We start from the raw sequence: 16,975 nt of genomic DNA on the forward strand, positions 1-16,975 counted from the left end.
TTCGGGAATGGAAACACCTGCCGTGTTGGCTGCCGGCGGCGGCCGAAAGCTGGGCGGCGTGATCTGGCTGGCTGTCTGCGCGAATGCGCCGGCTTGAAGCCACAGGCACGCCGAGGCAACAAGCAGGATCAACCATCCCCCACGGGCTGCCAGCTCACCGAAAACTGGGTGACAGTCGTTATCCCTGCCAACCGCGATCTTGCTTGTATACTTCACTCAATCACTCGTCCTTCGAGGTAGAGTTCGGCAAAGCTTCGCCACCGCGCGAGATTTCATCGCTCGTTAATTGGCTTCTGCTTTCGAACTCATTTCCGGGAAGGCGTGCCCCCGCCGCTCGGATGTCGCGGAAACTATGCCGCGCTCTGGTGAACGTCAATTCAACGGGCGGCCGTCCGGCTGACTATTATTGGGAGGGGTTTTCCAAAGCGTAGCAACCGGTTAGCGGACCCCACCATGAACCGGTCGTGGCCTGCCCCATGTTCGGGTTGGGCTTGCTCTTCGCATTCGGTGCCTCTGGACACAGCTGTCGAAGGCTGGAAAATGTGGACGCGACTCCGCTGTTGGAGTTAACTCGGAACATGAGGAGGATGGCGCTGAATCTGGAAGACATTGCCGGCCATCCGGCCCTGCATCGCTGTGTCCAGGCACAGTCGTTGGCGCTGATCGACATCTATGAAACGAGCCCGCGACTGGCTTCCATTTTCGCCACGCAGCAGCGTTGGCTGATGGGTCATGTCGGCCTTGCCATGCATTTCAGGCGCGATCCGCACGACCGCCGCAAGGAGCTGACGGTATCGCGTTTCATCGAGTTCGTACACCAGCACGCGGTGGCCAGCCGCAACACGGCGGACGCTTTCATCAAGGAGATGCTGCACTATCATGTCGCCGAGTATGTTTCGGGTGGCGACGGGCGCACGCACCCCTTGCAGCCAACGGCGGCAACCGTGCAGACTTTCACCGGCTGGGTCCTTGCTCATCTGCAGACGCTGGATCATCTCGATGGTGCCGACCGGCTGGCCAGGTTCCTTGAGCGGCCCGACATGGTTGCCAGGCTGCAGCCTCTGGTCGCGGACGGCCTGCTTGCCTCCAAGCCGGTGCGTGAGCCCAACCAGACCTTTTCGCTGTTCATCTGGCTCAACAATGGCGGCATTGTCATGGACTGGCTGATGTCGGGCATCGACCCCGATCATGCCGGCCTGGACCGGATTCCGACCAGCGTGGTTTCGATCGGAGATTTCGCCAGATGGCTCAAGCTGTCGCGGACCCACCTCGCCCGCAAGCTGCGCGCTGCCGAGGAACTCGGCAGCATCGGCTGGCTCGGCCAGCGCGGCCATTCGGTGATGTGGGTGTCGAACACCTTCTACCAGGAGTACATGACCGTCCAGGCCGCCAAGCTGGCCATTGTCGATGCGGCATTCGCCGCCTGTTTTCCAGTCCCGGAAGACCGCTGAGGGTCGGCGCGATCGACATCTGCCCGGACCGAGAACATTGTCTCCTGGCGATCATAACCTGTTATAGACAGGGCGCGTCTGGACACGGGCCGTGAAGGCTGAGAATGTGATCTGCGTCTTCGTGGCCGTAAGGCTGGATCGGAGCATGGGGGGAATGACGCAGACCTTTGACCATATTGCCGGTCACCCGGCATTGCATCGCTGTGTCCGTGCCCAGGCGCAGGCGATGATCCAGGCCTATGGGATGAACCCGAGGCTCGCCTCGATATTTGCCACCCAGCAGCGCTGGTTGATGGCGCATATCGGCCTTGCCCTGCATTTCAGACGGGAGCCCGATGATTACCGCAAGCAGTTGACGGCGGCGCGTTTCATCGACGTCATCCGGGAGAATTCCGTCGCCAGCCGCAACACCGCCGACGCCTTCCTCAAGGAGATGCTGCATTACAATTTCATCGAGCACCTGCCGGCAACACAGGACGGCCGCATCCGCCCCATTCAGCCAACGGTGAACACGCTGGAGACGGTTGCCGGCTGGATGATGGCGCACCTGCACACGCTGGACAGTCTCAACGGTGCGAACCGTCTGGCGACGTTTCTGGAGCGGCCCGATGCTCTCGCCAGGGTGCAGCCGCTGGTGGCCGACGGCCTGATCTCCTCCAGCCCCGTGCGCGAGCCCAGGCAGACCTTTTCGCTGTTCACCTGGCTCAACAATGGCGGCGTCGTCATGGACTGGCTGATATCGGGCGTCGATCCCGACCATGCCGGCCTCGCTGAAATACCGACCGGCGTCGTCTCGATCGGCGATTTCGCCAAATGGCTCAAGCTGTCGCGAACCCACCTGGCACGCAAACTGCGGGATGCTGAAGACCTCGGCAGCGTTGGCTGGCTTGGCCAGCGCGGCAATTCGGTGATGTGGGTGTCGGGCGATTTCTACCGGGAATACATGACCGCCCAGGCCGTCAAGCTGGCTATCATCGATGCCGCGTTCGTCAAGGCCTTCGACTCGCCGGCAGGCAGCTGACCGGTGCGGCATCCCCGGTGCGGGGATGCCCAAGCCGGCGAGCCTTTCAGTCGATATCGAATGACACGCCCTGGGCGAGCGGCAGCGCCTTGGAATAGTTCACCGTGTTGGTGGCGCGCCGCATATAGGCCTTCCATGCGTCGGAGCCGCTCTCGCGGCCGCCCCCGGTTTCCTTTTCGCCGCCAAAGGCACCGCCGATCTCGGCGCCCGAGGTACCGATGTTGACATTGGCAATGCCGCAATCCGATCCGTCGACACCCAGGAAACGCTCGGATTCCTGCAGGTCTCGGGTGAAGATCGACGAGGACAGGCCTGCCCCCACGGCATTGTGCTCGTCGAGCACCGCGTCGAAGTCCGAATATTTCATCACGTAGAGGATCGGCGCGAAGGTCTCTTCCGTCACCGGTGACACCTGGCTTGGCATTTCGACCAGCGCCGGGTGCACGTAGTACGCATCCGGATGGCCGTTCTCGACCCGCGTGCCGCCGGTCACCTTGCCGCCATGGGCAGCGGCTTCCTTCAGCGCCTTCTGCATGGCGTCGAAGGCCGCCTTGTCGATCAGCGGCCCGACCAGCGAGGACGTCTCCAGCGGATTGCCGACAGACACACTCTCGTAGGCCTTCTTGAGGCGCGGAACCAAGGCGTCGTAGACGCTGTCATGCACGAACAGGCGCCGCAGCGTCGTGCAGCGCTGGCCGGCCGTGCCCATCGCTCCAAACGCAATCGCACGCAGCGCCATGTCGAGATCGGCGGTCGGGCAGACGATGCCGGCATTGTTGCCGCCGAGTTCCAGCACCGCGCGCGCAAAGCGCTTGGCCAGCCGCGGGCCGACGTCGCGGCCCATGCGGGTCGAGCCGGTTGCCGAAACCAGCGGCACTTTGGGGTGATCGACCAGGATCTCGCCGACGGCGCGGTCGCCGATCAGCACCGGCGCCAGGCCATCAGGTGCGTCCGCGCCGAAGCGCTCGACCGCACGCTTGAAGATAGCCTCGCAGGCAAGTGCGGTCAGCGGCGTCTTTTCCGACGGCTTCCACACCACTGCGTCGCCGCAGACCAGTGCCAGGGCGGCATTCCACGACCACACAGCCACCGGGAAGTTGAAGGCGGAAATGACGCCGACGACGCCGAGCGGATGCCAGGTTTCCATCATCCGATGGCCCGGGCGCTCGGTGGCGATGGTCAGGCCGTACAATTGCCGGGAGAGGCCTACGGCGAAATCGCAGATGTCGATCATCTCCTGCACTTCGCCGAGGCCCTCGGACGGGATCTTGCCGACCTCGATCGAGACCAGCCGGCCAAGCTCGGCCTTGTGCGTACGCAGCTCCTCGCCCAGCAGCCGCACCAGTTCGCCACGCCGCGGGCCTGGCACCATGCGCCAGGCTTGGAAGGCCTTGTGCGCGGCATCAATGATCTTAGCCGCTTCGGCCGGCGAGATCGTCCTCAGCGCCGCGATCTGCTCGCCCGTCACCGGGCTGCGCACGATCAGGTCGCCGCCGACAAGCGTCTCCTTGGCCACACCCAGTTTCGCCAGCAGTTCGGTCGTTTCCTTGCCTATCGTCATTCTTGTCCCTTTCAGATCCAGTCGCTCATAATGCATGTCGCCCAAAAGTGCCCCGCGGTTTTGGGACAACGACATGCACAAAAGGCATGCCGGTCAAAGCCTGGCGTCATGCTGCCCGCGTGCACAAAGGCACCTCAGGCACGATCATCGCGTGGCATTACTCGTTTCAAGGGAAAATCACCACCCCGGCATGGTCTAAGCCCAAACTGCACGATTGAGCCAGATGGGGCAGATGGCGCTCAGTTTGCCTTCTTGGCCGGTGGGCGTACCGCACCGTCCCTGATCAGCCGGTCGATATGCATGCGGATATGTGCCGCTTCCGCCGCCGTGTTAGCAAGCGCTATGGCGCGGTCGAAGGCGACGCGCGCCTCGTCCCCCCGGTCGAGTTGCATCAAGAGGCCCCCCTTGAGGCCGAAAAAATGGAAATAGCCGGAAAGCCGTTCTTCCAGCGGCTCGATCATGGCCAGCGCCTCTGCCGGTCCACGCACCTTCGAGACCGCGACAGCCCGGTTGAGCGTGACCACCGGCGACGGCTGCATCTGCTCCAGCAAGCGATAGAGCAGGTCGATCTCGTTCCAGTCGGTATCCTCCGCCTTTTCGGCCCGCGCGTGCAGTGCGGCAATCGCCGCTTGCACCTGGTAGGGGCCGGGCTTGCGATGGCGTAGCGCCTTGTCGACCAGCGCCAGCCCCTCATCGATCATCTTGCGGCTCCACAGGCTGCGATCCTGGTCTTCGAGCAGCACGATCTCGCCGCTCTCGTCGAAACGGGCCGGTGCGCGCGCATGCTGCAGAAGCAACAGCGCCGTCAGCCCCATGATCTCCGGCTCGGTCTGGAACAACCGCAGCAGGAGCCGTGCCAGCCGGATCGCCTCCTCGCACAGCGGTGCGCGGGCCGGCGCCTCGCCGCTGTTGGTCGAATAGCCCTCGTTGAAGACCAAGTAGACCATGGCGGCGACGGCGGCGAGGCGTTCCGACCGCTCGACCGCGCCCGGCGTCTCGAACGGCACGCCGGCGTCCGCAATGCGCGCCTTGGCGCGAGTGATGCGCTGCTCCATGGCGCTTTCGCCAACCAGGAAGGCGCGCGCGATCTGCTTGACCGTAAGACCGGAGACGATGCGCAGCGCCACCGCGATCTGCTGCGTTGCCGGCAGATCAGGATGGCAGCAGATGAACAGCAGCCGCAATATGTCGTCGCGGTAGTGCGCCCCGTCCAGCCGCTCGGCGATATCGCTCTCGGCGTCCTCCAGATCCGAAACCTGGTCTTCCTCCGGCATCGGCGCCTGCTTGGCGCGCTTGCGCACCGCATCGATGCCGCTGTTGCGGCCGACGAAGATCAGCCACGCCGCCGGGTCGCGCGGCGGCCCGTTCTGCGGCCAGTTCTTCAGCGCCCTGAGGCACGCGTCCTGGAAAGCTTCCTCCGCCGTATCGAGATCGCGGAAATAACGCAGCAGCGCACCCATCGCCTGCGGGCGGGCGGCGCTGATCGCGGAGCTGATCCAGGCCATTTCGGTCATGCGGAAACCTTGGCGGGATTGAAGATCGAGACCGGCCGGATCTCATAGGAGCCGCCGCTCGGGTTGACTTCGGAAAGCTCGCGGGCGAACTCCACCGCCTCGTCGAGATCGGCGCATTCGAGCGTGTAGAAGCCGAGGAACTGTTCCTTGGTCTCGGCGAACGGCCCGTCGATGACGACCGATTCGCCCTTGACCTTTCTCAGGGTCGTCGCGGCGGTCGTCGGCAGAAGCCGTGCCACCGGGCCGAGCCGACCAGCCTTGGCGTACTTGTCCTGAACGTCGAGGAGATTGGCCATGACCTCGTCGTCCTGTGCCTTGCTCCAGGAGCAGACGACATCTTCGGAGGCATAGCAGAGGATTGCGTAGAGCATGGCGGGTCCTTTTCTCTGTCAAAGGACGAAACAGTAAGACCGATCCCGACACGACGTCGATAAAAAAATCCAGATGTAGACGGATTTGGCCACGGCCAGCCGCGCCGGTCAGCTTTCTCCCAGTTTCAGCCATCGCAGCACGAGAGCTTCCTCGTCATCGAGACCATCGATGGAGCGTTTGCGTTTGTTGGCTTGTGCCATTTCATTCAGCAACCGCCCCTCGGACCACGCTTCGAAGACCCGCGGATGGATATAGCATTTGCGGCAGACGGCGCGCGTATTGCCCAGCCGCTCGGCAACCTTGTCGATGACGCTGTTCATCGCCCTGTTTCGCTGTGCCTGGCTTTGCGGCAGTTCCGTTTGGGCAAACAGCGACGCGGCGTGAATGGTGCCGCCCCAGGTGCGGAAATGCTTCGAACTGAAGGCGTCACCGACCGCCTCACGGATATAGCGGTTGACGTCCTCGGAGCGGACCGGCCGCCTGTTGCCGTCCTCATCGAGATACTGGAACAGCTTCTGGCCTGGCAGGTCCTGTGCGCCGCGCACAATCCTGGCGATGCGGCGGTCGACCAGCTTCAGCTTCCACTCCTTGCCCGACTTGCCCTTGAAGGCAAAGCGCAGGCTTGAACCGACAATATCCACATGCCGGTCGCGCAACGTGGTCAGCCCGAAACTCTTGTTGTCGCGGGCGTAGGCGGCATTGCCGACCCGGATCATCGTGTTATCGAGCAGCCAGACGACCGCGGCGACGACACGCTCGAACGGCAGGCCACGACGGCGCAGATCGCTGTCGATCCTGTGCCGCAGGTCCGGCAGGCTCTCGGCGAAAGCAACCAGGCTCGAATATTTGGCACCATCGCGCTCTTCGGCCCATTGCGGATGATAGCGATATTGCTTGCGTCCGCGCTGGTCCCTGCCGGTTGCCTGGATATGGCCGTCCGCGTCCGGCGAAATCCACACATCCGTCCAGGCCGGCGGAATGACGATCGCCTCGATGCGGGCCCTGGTAGTGTCCGAAACTGTCCCTCCGTCCGGCCCCTGGTAGGAAAACCCCTTGCCCGTCTTTAGCCGTCGGATACCGGGCTCGGCATCGCTGACATAGCTAAGCGACGCATGGTCGGCCGAGCTTTGTGCCCCGTTTTTGGGCGCACCATCTGGCGATACAGCGTCCTCGCCAGCCGGTCGGCTGGGCGACAATCCGGATTTTTGCAACATGTCGGCTCCACGCGAATTCCGTAGATAAGCCACTGGCCGACCGCTGGTTCCACCCGCCGTCCGAAAAGCGCCTCGCGCCGATATCGCGGTGGCTGGCGCCTACAGAGCGCCTTGCAGCTTGATCGGCGGCGCGGACAAACGCCGCCGCGCCGCGAGCTTGAACCTGTAGCGCAGGCAGCGCCAAGCTTCTGAGCGCCGCTTCGGCGCGGCCGCGGCTACCGCCAGGAAGCGCGCCGCGGTGCCCAGGTCGCCGCGCGCATAGTGGACCCGGGCGATCTTGAGGGCGACAAGCCCTTCCCTGGCCTTGAGCGCCGACAACGGGATGTTGCAGTCGGTGAGTGTGCGCAGTTCCCGGCGCCAGTCCAGAAAGCGCCGCACCGGGTTGAGGGCAAAGCGGTCATCGGAACGTACCGGCGAAACCTCATAGACCATGACAGGTTGCGAGACCATGGCGAGCGATGCCTTGCTCATCAGCCGTGCCCAGAACAGCGTGTCCTCGTCATAGGCCATTCCGATGGGGAACCGCGTCTCGCCGATCAGGGTCCGCGATGCCAGAACGCTGCCCACGGCGACCGAACGTATATCGCCTTTCACATAGGCCGAGGCATTTGCCAGGCACGCAGCCTGATAGCCGTTCGGCATCTTGATCTGCCGGTCCTGGCCGTTCACCCGTCGCCGGTAGGCACCCACGATCATGTCGGCCTCCGGCCGCTCCTGAGCCTTGCGGAGCAGTGCGCGCAACCCGCCCCGCAGATGCAGGTCGTCGGCATCGATCAGGTAGACCCAGGAATAGACCGCTTCGGCCAGCGCCACATTGCGGGCACCGCCTGCATCGCGGCATTTGGCCGACAGCACGCGCAGCGGCAACGAGAGTTGTGCCGCGGCCTCCCGCGCGATGGTTGCCGTGCCATCGGTCGACGCATCGTCGACCAGCAATATCTCGCCGATGATCTCGGCCTCGCTGCGTAGCGATGCCAGCGTTGCAGCAATGGTCGCCGCCGCGTTACAGGCAGGAATGACGACGCTGATTGCTCTCAATTACAAAACCTCGCGCCATGCGCTTGAGGATACAACTACCGTCACCCCGAAACGAATACAGACTAGCGGCCGCATCGGTATTTGAGAAGCAGTCTTGTCCATCCCGAATTGCGGCGCAAATACCGCTGCGTGTACGACCTGCTTCAGGCTCTTTCGAGCACGACCGGAATGACGTCGACAGCTTGCTCGCCAACCTGTCCCCCCGTGGTCTTGAGCACGCCGACGATCGGCGCCACGTCCGAATAGTCGCGGCCGTGGCCGACGGTGATATGGTCGTTGCTGGCCCGCATGCCGTTGGTCGGATCGAATTCCTGCCAGCCCGCATCGCGCCCGCACCAGACCTTGACCCAGGCATGCATGGCATCGGCGCCTTCCAGCCGGGGCTTGCCCTTCGGCGGGATGGTGCGCAAGAAGCCGCTGACATAGCCGGCCGGAATACCGAGCCCGCGCAGGCCGGCGATCATGATGTGTGAAAAGTCCTGGCAAACGCCGCGCTTCAACTTGAAGGCATCACTGGCCCGGGTCCGCACCGTTGTCGCTTCGCCGTCATAGGTGAAATCGCGATGGATGCGATTGCACAGGCTCACGGCCGTGCCGGCGGCGGAGCCGGCGATGCTGTCGCGTGCGTAAGCGGTGATCGCATCGTCGATGCCGGCATGGGTGCTGGCCGTCAGGAAGTGGTGCGGTGCATCAGGTGCCAGAGACCGCATCGCGGCGAGTTCTTGCCTCAGCCGGGCGATATCGGGCGACACGTCGAGCCCGGGCTCGGGCCGAGACACCGACACGCGGGCGCTCATCCTGATGTCGAGCGCGTCATGCGCGTCGCGAAAGGCGATCGAGGTGACGTTGTTGCCGAAGAAATCGGAAAAGTCGGAACGTTCGTTGGGTGCCGGCGCAAAGGACAGGGATGCGGCGATGACACGCTGCACGCCTGATATCGTCGACGGCAGTACGCGCACCTGATGACGACCGCCGCCGGCCGCCGCAGCGTAATCGTAATGCAGATGAAGCCTGATGTCGTAGAGCATGTTCTATTTTTCTGCCTTTGCGCAGGTTCTTGTCGCAAAACCCGTGCGACACTTTTGCGGAACCTGCTTAGCCGAAATAGGCTTTGGCGAGGCTGTTGTAGAGGCCGCCGATTTCATAGGCGAGGTCGTCCAGCGCCTTTGCCGTCATATCCGAAGGCTCCTTGATGGCGATCTGGGTGTTGAGCTGCAGGATTTCCTTCGCCGCCGGCGACATTTGTCCCTCCCCGCCGAGCGACGGCAACAGGCCGATTTCGGCCTTCAGCCTTTCGAGCTGGAACAGGATGGAGCGCGGATTGAGCGGATCGAGCGCCAGCAGGTCGATCACCGTGCGCCGACCGGCCTGCACCGGATATTGGCGGCGATGGGTCATCACGCTGTCGCCGATTTCCAGCATCATGTCCAGCGCGCCGTCCGGCGCCTTGGCGCTGGTCAGCCGCGACAGCGTGCGGGAGATCTGGATACCGCGCTCCAGCCGGCGGCCGATCTCGAGGAAGCGCCAACCGGCGAAGCGGTACATGTTCTCGTGCAGCAGGCCGGAAAAGCCGGCGAGCTTGCGCAGGATGACCGTCATCGCCCGGGTCGCGTCGTCGCCGGGCGCGACCGTCGTTGCGAACTGATGGATGGTTTTCGACAGGTCCTTCAGCGCCAGCCAGCCATCGGGCGAGAAGCGGTCGCGGATCTGCCCGGCGCTGTAGACCGCACTATCCAGCGTGCCGATCAGCCCTGACGGGATCGCCGTCTCCACATCGATGCCGAAAGGTTCGAGATAATCCCTGATGTCGGCGAGCAGCGGCATATCCGGGTCGGAGGTTTCGGCGAGCCGCACATGGTAGGCGCGCAGGATGCGCACCGTGTCTTCCGAGCGCTCGATATAGCGGCCGAGCCAGGTCAGGTTCTCCGCCGCGCGACTGGGCAGGCTGCCGGGCCTGGTGCGGCTGAAACTGTCGCCTTCTTGCGGCAGCAGCGTCTCGCGCTCCACCGGTTTGTCGCTGACAACCCAGACATCCGCCGCCTGGCCGCCACGCTGCATGGCGATCGCCGTCGGGTCGAGCGACAGGCCGATTCGGGCAAAACCGCCCGGCATCACCGTCCAGCCCTCCGGCGTTCGCGCCAGGTAGACGCGCAGGCTGGCTGGCCGCGGCTCCAGCCAGCCGCCGACATAGACGGGCGTCGTCGAAAGCGTCACCGCTTCCTGGCCGACGAAATCGCCGCCATCACGTTCAATGCGCGCCACCAGTTCCGCCCGCTCCCCGGCCGACAGAGCCGAGCCTAGCTTCGTTGAATCGTCGTCCTCGAAGGCAAGCCTCGTCGACAGCGCCGGCCCGATCACCATGCGATCGATGTTGGCCAGCACATGCGCGCGTTCGGTTGCTTGCCCGCACCACCATGTCGCGACGCTTGGCAGCAGCAATTCCTCGCCCCGCAAGGCCCGTGAAATCTTGGGCAGGAAGGCAAGCAGCGCGCGCGTCTCCATCAGGCCGGAGCCCAGCGCGTTGACGGTAGCAACCGCGCCCTGGCGGATCGCCTCGACCAGGCCCGGCGTGCCGATCTGCGAATCCGCGCGCAGTTCAAGCGGATCGGCGAAGGCGGCGTCGAGCCGCCGCCACAACACGCTGATCGGCATCAGGCCGGAAACTGTGCGCACCATCAGCCGGCTGCCGGAGACGGTCAAATCCTCGCCTTCGAGCAGCATGATGCCGAGGTAGCGGGCGATGTAGGCGTGCTCGTAATAAGTTTCGTTGAGCGGCCCCGGCGTCAGGATGGCGACGCGGCCGTCGGTTTCCTTGGCCATGCCGATCAGCGCGTCGCGAAAACGGCGGAAAAAGCCGGCAAGGCGGTGCACATGCATCTCGCCATAGATGTCGGACAGCGCGCGCGTGGTGGCGACGCGGTTTTCCAGTGCGAAACCGGCGCCGGACGGCGCCTGCGTGCGATCACCCAGCACCCACCATCGGCCATCAGGCCCGCGGCCGAGTTCGAAGGCGCAGAAATGCAGGAAGTGGCCGCCGGCCGGCCTGGTGCCGACGACAGGCCGCAAATATTCCGGGCTGGCGGCGATCAATCCCGCCGGCAGGATGCCTTTCTCGACCAGCCGGTTCGGCCCGTAGATATCGGCGATGGTTTCCTCGAACAGGTCGGCGCGCTGCACGAGGCCGGCGCTGATCGCCGCCCACTCGCTCTCCTCGATGAGAACCGGGACATGCGCCAGCGGCCATTCGCGCTCATTGGCACCGGCCTTGTCATAGACGCGGTAATAGACGCCGGCATCGCGCAGATACTGGTCGGCGCGGGCAAAGCGCTGGCCGAGCTTTTCAGCGCCAAGTTCCTCGAGCGCCTCGACAAAATGCTTCCAGGCCGGGCGAGGATTGCCTGACGCATCGACCATCTCGTCGACGACGCCGTCGATCGGCTGGTAGTGCTCCAGCAGGCTGTGGGTCTGCGGCTTGCCGCGTCCCCTCTTGTGATTCCCCTTTGCCATCGCTGATCAGAGTCTTGCCGGCCGCCGAAGGTCAAGGGTCATCGGGAAATCTTCCGCCGGTTGTTCTTCACGGATCACATAGGCGGATGGCGTATGACCGCGCGGTTCGAAGCGGGCGAGCCGCCGAGCTTCCGCCTCGTTGCCATTGACCGGAAAGGTGTCGTAATTGCGCCCGCCGGGATGGGCGACATGGTAGACGCAGCCGCCGACCGCACGTCCCGACCAGCGGTCATAGATGTCGAAGACCAGCGGCGTGTTGACCGGCAGCGCCGGATGCAGGCCCGATGCCGGCTGCCAGGCCTTGAAGCGGACGCCCGCCACCGCGACCTCTCTGTTGTCCGTCACCTTCATCGGCACGATACGGCCGTTGCAGACGATCGCGTGGCGCTCCGGATTCAACCCTTCGGTCTTGACCTGCAGCCGTTCGACCGAGGAATCGACGAAACGCACGGTGCCGCCGATCGCGCCTTGCTCGCCCATGACATGCCAGGGTTCGAGCGCCTGCCGCAGTTCCAGCTTGATGCCGGCATGCTGAACCTGACCGCAGAAGGGGAAGCGGAATTCGAGCTGGGCGTCGAACCATTCGGGCCTGAATTCGAAGCCGTTGAGCTTGAGGTCGTCGAGCACGTCGAGGAAATCGGCCCAGACATAATGCGGCAGCATGAAACGATCGTGCAGTGAGGTGCCCCAGCGCACGAAGCGGCCATCGAGCGGGCTCTTCCAGGCACGGGCAATGATCGCCCTGACAAGCAGTTGCTGCGCGAGGCTCATGCGTGCATTGGGCGGCATCTCGAAGCCGCGGAATTCGACCAGTCCCAGCCGACCGGTCGGTCCGTCCGGCGAAAACAGTTTGTCGATGCAGATTTCCGAACGATGCGTATTGCCGGTGACGTCGGTCAACAAATTGCGGAACAGCCGGTCGACCAGCCATGGCAAGGGTGCGTTGCCCCGGTCCGGATGCGGTACCTGCGCCATCGCGATCTCAAGCTCGTAGAGCGAGTCGTGACGCGCCTCGTCGAAGCGTGGCGCCTGGCTGGTCGGCCCGATGAACAGGCCGGAGAACAGATAGGACAGCGACGGATGGCGCTGCCATTGCAGCACCAGGCTCTTCAGCAGGTCCGGCCTTCGCAGGAAGGGGCTGTCATTGGGTGTCGCACCGCCGACCACGACATGGTTGCCGCCGCCGGTGCCGGTGTGGCGGCCGTCAATCATGAACTTGTCGGCGCCAAGCCGTGTCTGCCGCGCTTCCTCATAGATCGCCGTCGTCGTCGCCACGCAATCCTGCCAGTTGGAAGCAGGATGGATGTTGACCTCGATGACGCCGGGATCAGGCGCGACGCGGATGACGTTGAGGCGCGGATCGTGAGGCGGGCCGTAGCCCTCGATATGCACGGGAAGGCCGATCGCCTTCGCCGCGTTCTCGGCCGCAGCGACCAGTTCGAGATAGTCTTCCAGCGCCTCGACCGGCGGCATGAACACGCAAAGCCGCCCATCGCGCGGCTCGACCGAAAGCGCGGTGCGCACCGCGCCGCCGATCTCGGTGATCTCTTGTTCGACCCGGTCCTGCTGGCCGGTCGCAGCGGTGAACGATGCCGCTTGCTGGCGGCGCGCCATCTCGTCGGCGCCTTCCAGTTCAGCCGGAGCCGCCGAGGACAGGATGGCTTCACGCGTGGGCAGCGGTCCGCGTGGCAGCGACGGATCGACCGGCACGATGTAGGGGAATTGCTCCGGCGGCACATAGGGCAACGTGCCGAGTGGCAGGCGGTAGCCGACGGGTGAGTCGCCGGGTACCAGGAACAGCCGGCCGCGCCGCGTCTTCCATTTTTCCGAGCGCCAGCGCGGATCCGATGCCTGGCTATTCCAGCGCTGCACCGGCAGCACATAGCCGGACGGCTTGGTCAGCCCGCGTTCGAACACTTTCGCCATGCGGCTGCGTTCTTCCGGGTCCTCCAGCCTGGAGTTGGACGGATCGACATTGTCGGGCAGCTTGCCTTCCTTGAGCAGCCATTCGGCCGGATCCTCATAGGCTTCGCTGACCATGGTCTTGTCGATGCCGAGTTCGCCGGCAATCGCGGTGAGCAGGCTTTCGGCCTGCTTCGGGCCGATATCGGCCTCGCTCTTTTCGCGTGCGATCAGGGACGGATCGCTCCACACTGGCTGGCCGTCGGCACGCCAGTAGAGCGAAAAGGTCCAGCGCGGCAGGCTTTCGCCCGGATACCATTTGCCCTGGCCGTAGTGGAGAAAGCCGCCGGGCGCGAAGCGCTCGCGCAGTTTACGGATCAGTTCGTCCGCCTTTTCGCGCTTGGTGGGACCGACGGCGGCGGTGTTCCACTCGGCCGACTCGAAATCGTCGATCGACACGAAGGTCGGCTCGCCGCCCATGGTGAGCCGCACGTCCCCGGCCGCGAGAGCGGCATCGACCTTGTTGCCCAACGCATCGAGAGCCTGCCAGCTTTCGTCCGAGAACGGCTTGGTGATGCGCGGATGTTCGGCGATGCGGTCGACCCGCATCTCGAAGCCGAATTCGACATTGGCGAAGCTTGCCAAGCCGGAAATGGGAGCCGCGTTGCGGAAATGCGGCGTCGCCGCCAGCGGCACATGGCTTTCGCCGGTGAGCAGGCCAGAGGTCGGATCGAAGCCGATCCAGCCGGCGCCGGGAAGATACACCTCGCACCAGGCATGCAGATCGGTGAAGTCTATCGCCGTTCCCGGCGGACCGTCGAGTGCTACCAGATCGGGCTTCAGCTGGACCAGGTAGCCGGAAACGAAGCGCGCGGCGATGCCGAGGTTGCGTAGGATCTGCACCAGCAGCCAGCTCGAATCCCGGCACGACCCTTTTTTCGCGGCCAAGGTCTCTTCCGGCGAGAACACGCCGGTTTCCATCCGCACGATATAGGCGATCTCGCGCTGCAGCCGAGCATTGAGGTCGACGAGGAAATTGACGGTATTGGGAGCGCTGCGATCAATGGTGTTCAGCAGCGCCGACAGCAGCGGTCCCGCCGGTTCCGGCGTGCGATAGATGGCGAGATCGTCGCGGATTTCTTCCGGATACTCGAATGGAAACGCCTCGGCCGACGGCTCGACGAAGAAATCGAACGGATTGTAGACCGTCATGTCGGCGACGAGGTCGACCTCGATCTTCAACTCCGTCACCGGCTCCGGAAACACGAAGCGGGCTAGGAAGTTGCCGTAGGGGTCCTGCTGCAGATTGACGAAGTGGTTGGCCGGCTCGACCTTGAGCGAATGGCTCAGCACCTTGGTGCGGGAATGCGGCGCCGGCTGCAGCCTGATGATCTGGGGCCCGAGAACCACCGGCCGGTCGTACTTGTAGTGGGTCAGGTGGTAGACAGCTGCCAGAATTGCCATGGAGCCCCGGAATTCAGCGTTTCAAACGATTTCGCTGAACCCTGACACATCTGGCGACCATTCTCCAAGCAGAGATGTTGCGGTGCACCTAATTTAAGCAACGGTTGCCGGCTCAGAAAAACGCCTGTATCCCCGTCTGCGCCCGTCCCAGGATCAGCGCATGCACGTCATGCGTGCCTTCATAGGTGTTGACCGTCTCCAGATTCTGCGCGTGGCGCATGACGTGGTAGCCGATCTGGATACCGTTGCCGCCATGCATGTCGCGGGCCTGGCGGGCGATGTCGAGCGCCTTGCCGCAATTGTTGCGCTTGACGATCGAGATCATTTCCGGCGCCATCTTGCCTTCATCCAGCAGTCGCCCGACGCGCAAGGATGCCTGCAGCCCAAGCGCGATCTCGGTCTGCATATCCGCCAGCTTCTTCTGGTAGAGCTGCGTGCCGGCCAGCGGCTTGCCGAACTGCTTGCGATCGAGACCGTATTGGCGGGCGCGGTGCCAGCAATCCTCGGCGGCGCCCATCGAGCCCCAGGAAATGCCGAAGCGAGCCCGGTTGAGGCAGCCGAACGGTCCGCCAAGGACTTTTGCGTTGGGCAGCAGCGCGTCTTCGCCGACCTCGACGCCTTCCATCACCACCTCGCCGGTGATCGACGCCCTCAGCGACAGCTTGCCGCCGATCTTCGGCGCCGAAAGCCCCTTCATGCCCTTTTCCAGCACGAAGCCACGGATCTCGTCCTTGCCGTTCTCGCCCTTCAGCTTCGCCCAGACGACGAACACGTCGGCGACCGGCGCGTTGGAAATCCACATCTTCGAACCGGACAGCTTGTAGCCGTTGGCTGTCCTCTCGGCGCGTGTCTTCATGCCGCCCGGGTCGGAGCCGGCATCCGGCTCGGTCAGGCCAAAACAGCCGATCCACTCGCCGCTGGCAAGCTTGGGCAGGTACTTCCTGCGCTGTTCGTCCGAGCCATAGGCGTAGATCGGGTACATCACCAGCGACGACTGCACTGACATCATCGAGCGATAACCCGAGTCGACACGTTCGACTTCCCGCGCGACCAGCCCATAGGTGACGTAGTTCGCGCCAAGCCCGCCGAATTCCTCGGGGATGTTGATGCCGAGCAGGCCGGCCTCGCCCATTTCGCGGAAGATCGCGGCATCGAAAGTTTCGTTGAGGTAGGCGTCCTCGATCCGCGGCGCCAGTCTGTCGGCGGCGAAGGCGGCCGCGCCGTCGCGCACCATGCGCTCGTCTTCCGAAAGCTGGCCCTCGATCAGGAACGGATCTTCCCAGACGAATGCGTTCTTGTCGGCGGCCATCGCGTTTCTCCCAAACCAATGCATGTCGCTCAAAACGATGACATGCATGAAGCAAAATGTTGGCCCGTTCTATCGGCCTGCGCCTCGAAAAAATCAAACGAAATTGATTCACCGATCAATGAGCTCTAGGAATGGGTCATGAGTGTCCAACGCCGCCTTTTGCCCAACATAAGCGCCCTTGCCGCCTTCGAGGCTGTGGCCCGGCTGGGCAGTTTCACCGCTGCCGCCCAGGAGCTCGATTTGACCCAGGGCGCAGTCAGCCGGCAGATCAGATCGCTTGAAGACCAATTCGGCCGCCGGCTGTTCGAACGCGACAGCCGCAATGTCAGGCTGTCGACATCGGGCGAAATCTACGCCGAGGCGGTGCGTTCGGCACTTGGCCAGTTGCGTGACGCAGCCCTTGGATTGATGAGCAATCGGCATAGCGGCATCCTGAACCTTGCCATTCTGCCGACCTTCGGCACGCGCTGGCTGATGCCGATGATCCCCGATTTCGTCGAAAGCAATCCCGATATCACCATCAATTTCGTCACTCGCGTCGGCCGCTTCGACTTTGCCAGGGAGAGGCTGGATGCCGCCATCCACTATGGCCTGCCGGACTGGCCTGAGGCCGACTCGACAC

General features: G+C 63.9%; 12 protein-coding genes. 3 read left to right on the plus strand and 9 right to left on the minus strand.

The window, feature by feature from the left end:
* Window positions 1-587: 587 nt before the first annotated feature.
* On the plus strand, window positions 588-1,451 hold the full coding sequence (locus tag EN906_RS05200) for a hypothetical protein (RefSeq protein WP_164748799.1): 864 nt from the start codon (window positions 588-590) through the stop codon (window positions 1,449-1,451).
* A gap of 154 nt (window positions 1,452-1,605) precedes the next feature.
* Window positions 1,606-2,472 (plus strand): hypothetical protein, encoded by an 867-nt coding sequence (locus EN906_RS05205; RefSeq protein WP_127271538.1) that lies wholly within the window; start codon window positions 1,606-1,608, stop codon window positions 2,470-2,472.
* Window positions 2,473-2,518: 46 nt separating this feature from the next.
* On the opposite strand, the gene EN906_RS05210 is transcribed toward EN906_RS05205, so the two are convergent.
* The 9 genes from EN906_RS05210 to EN906_RS05250 form a co-directional block, all read right to left on the minus strand.
* On the minus strand, window positions 2,519-4,054 hold the full coding sequence (locus tag EN906_RS05210; protein ID WP_206517157.1) for an aldehyde dehydrogenase family protein: 1,536 nt from the start codon (window positions 4,052-4,054) through the stop codon (window positions 2,519-2,521).
* 218 nt (window positions 4,055-4,272) lie between these two features.
* Window positions 4,273-5,547: an RNA polymerase sigma factor gene (locus EN906_RS05215; RefSeq protein ID WP_127270094.1), complete on the minus strand. Its 1,275-nt coding sequence runs from the start codon at window positions 5,545-5,547 to the stop codon at window positions 4,273-4,275.
* A complete protein-coding gene (locus EN906_RS05220) occupies window positions 5,544-5,918 on the minus strand; it encodes a YciI family protein (protein WP_127270092.1) in 375 nt (124 codons plus the stop codon). The genes EN906_RS05215 and EN906_RS05220 overlap by 4 nt, the downstream gene beginning before the upstream one ends.
* A gap of 108 nt (window positions 5,919-6,026) precedes the next feature.
* Window positions 6,027-7,133, minus strand: coding sequence for a DNA topoisomerase IB (locus EN906_RS05225; protein WP_127271541.1), 1,107 nt, complete (start codon window positions 7,131-7,133; stop codon window positions 6,027-6,029).
* A gap of 99 nt (window positions 7,134-7,232) precedes the next feature.
* On the minus strand, window positions 7,233-8,171 hold the full coding sequence (locus EN906_RS05230) for a glycosyltransferase family A protein (protein WP_127271543.1): 939 nt from the start codon (window positions 8,169-8,171) through the stop codon (window positions 7,233-7,235).
* A gap of 143 nt (window positions 8,172-8,314) precedes the next feature.
* Window positions 8,315-9,199 carry a transglutaminase family protein gene (locus EN906_RS05235; RefSeq protein WP_127270501.1) on the minus strand — a complete coding sequence of 295 codons (885 nt, stop codon included), beginning with the start codon at window positions 9,197-9,199 and terminating at the stop codon, window positions 8,315-8,317.
* A 67-nt stretch (window positions 9,200-9,266) separates the two neighbouring features.
* Window positions 9,267-11,678: a circularly permuted type 2 ATP-grasp protein gene (locus tag EN906_RS05240; RefSeq protein ID WP_127270503.1), complete on the minus strand. Its 2,412-nt coding sequence runs from the start codon at window positions 11,676-11,678 to the stop codon at window positions 9,267-9,269.
* A gap of 6 nt (window positions 11,679-11,684) precedes the next feature.
* A complete protein-coding gene (locus tag EN906_RS05245) occupies window positions 11,685-15,044 on the minus strand; it encodes a transglutaminase family protein (RefSeq protein ID WP_127271546.1) in 3,360 nt (1,119 codons plus the stop codon).
* 112 nt (window positions 15,045-15,156) lie between these two features.
* Window positions 15,157-16,353 (minus strand): acyl-CoA dehydrogenase, encoded by a 1,197-nt coding sequence (locus EN906_RS05250; RefSeq protein WP_127375088.1) that lies wholly within the window; start codon window positions 16,351-16,353, stop codon window positions 15,157-15,159.
* Window positions 16,354-16,491: 138 nt separating this feature from the next.
* Between EN906_RS05250 and EN906_RS05255 the strand changes: the two genes are divergently transcribed.
* A partial coding sequence (locus EN906_RS05255) for a LysR family transcriptional regulator (RefSeq protein WP_127375089.1) occupies window positions 16,492-16,975 on the plus strand: 484 nt, incomplete at its 3' end.

The sequence above is a fragment of the Mesorhizobium sp. M7A.F.Ca.CA.004.06.1.1 genome, assembly GCF_003999135.1.
GTDB lineage: Bacteria > Pseudomonadota > Alphaproteobacteria > Rhizobiales > Rhizobiaceae > Mesorhizobium.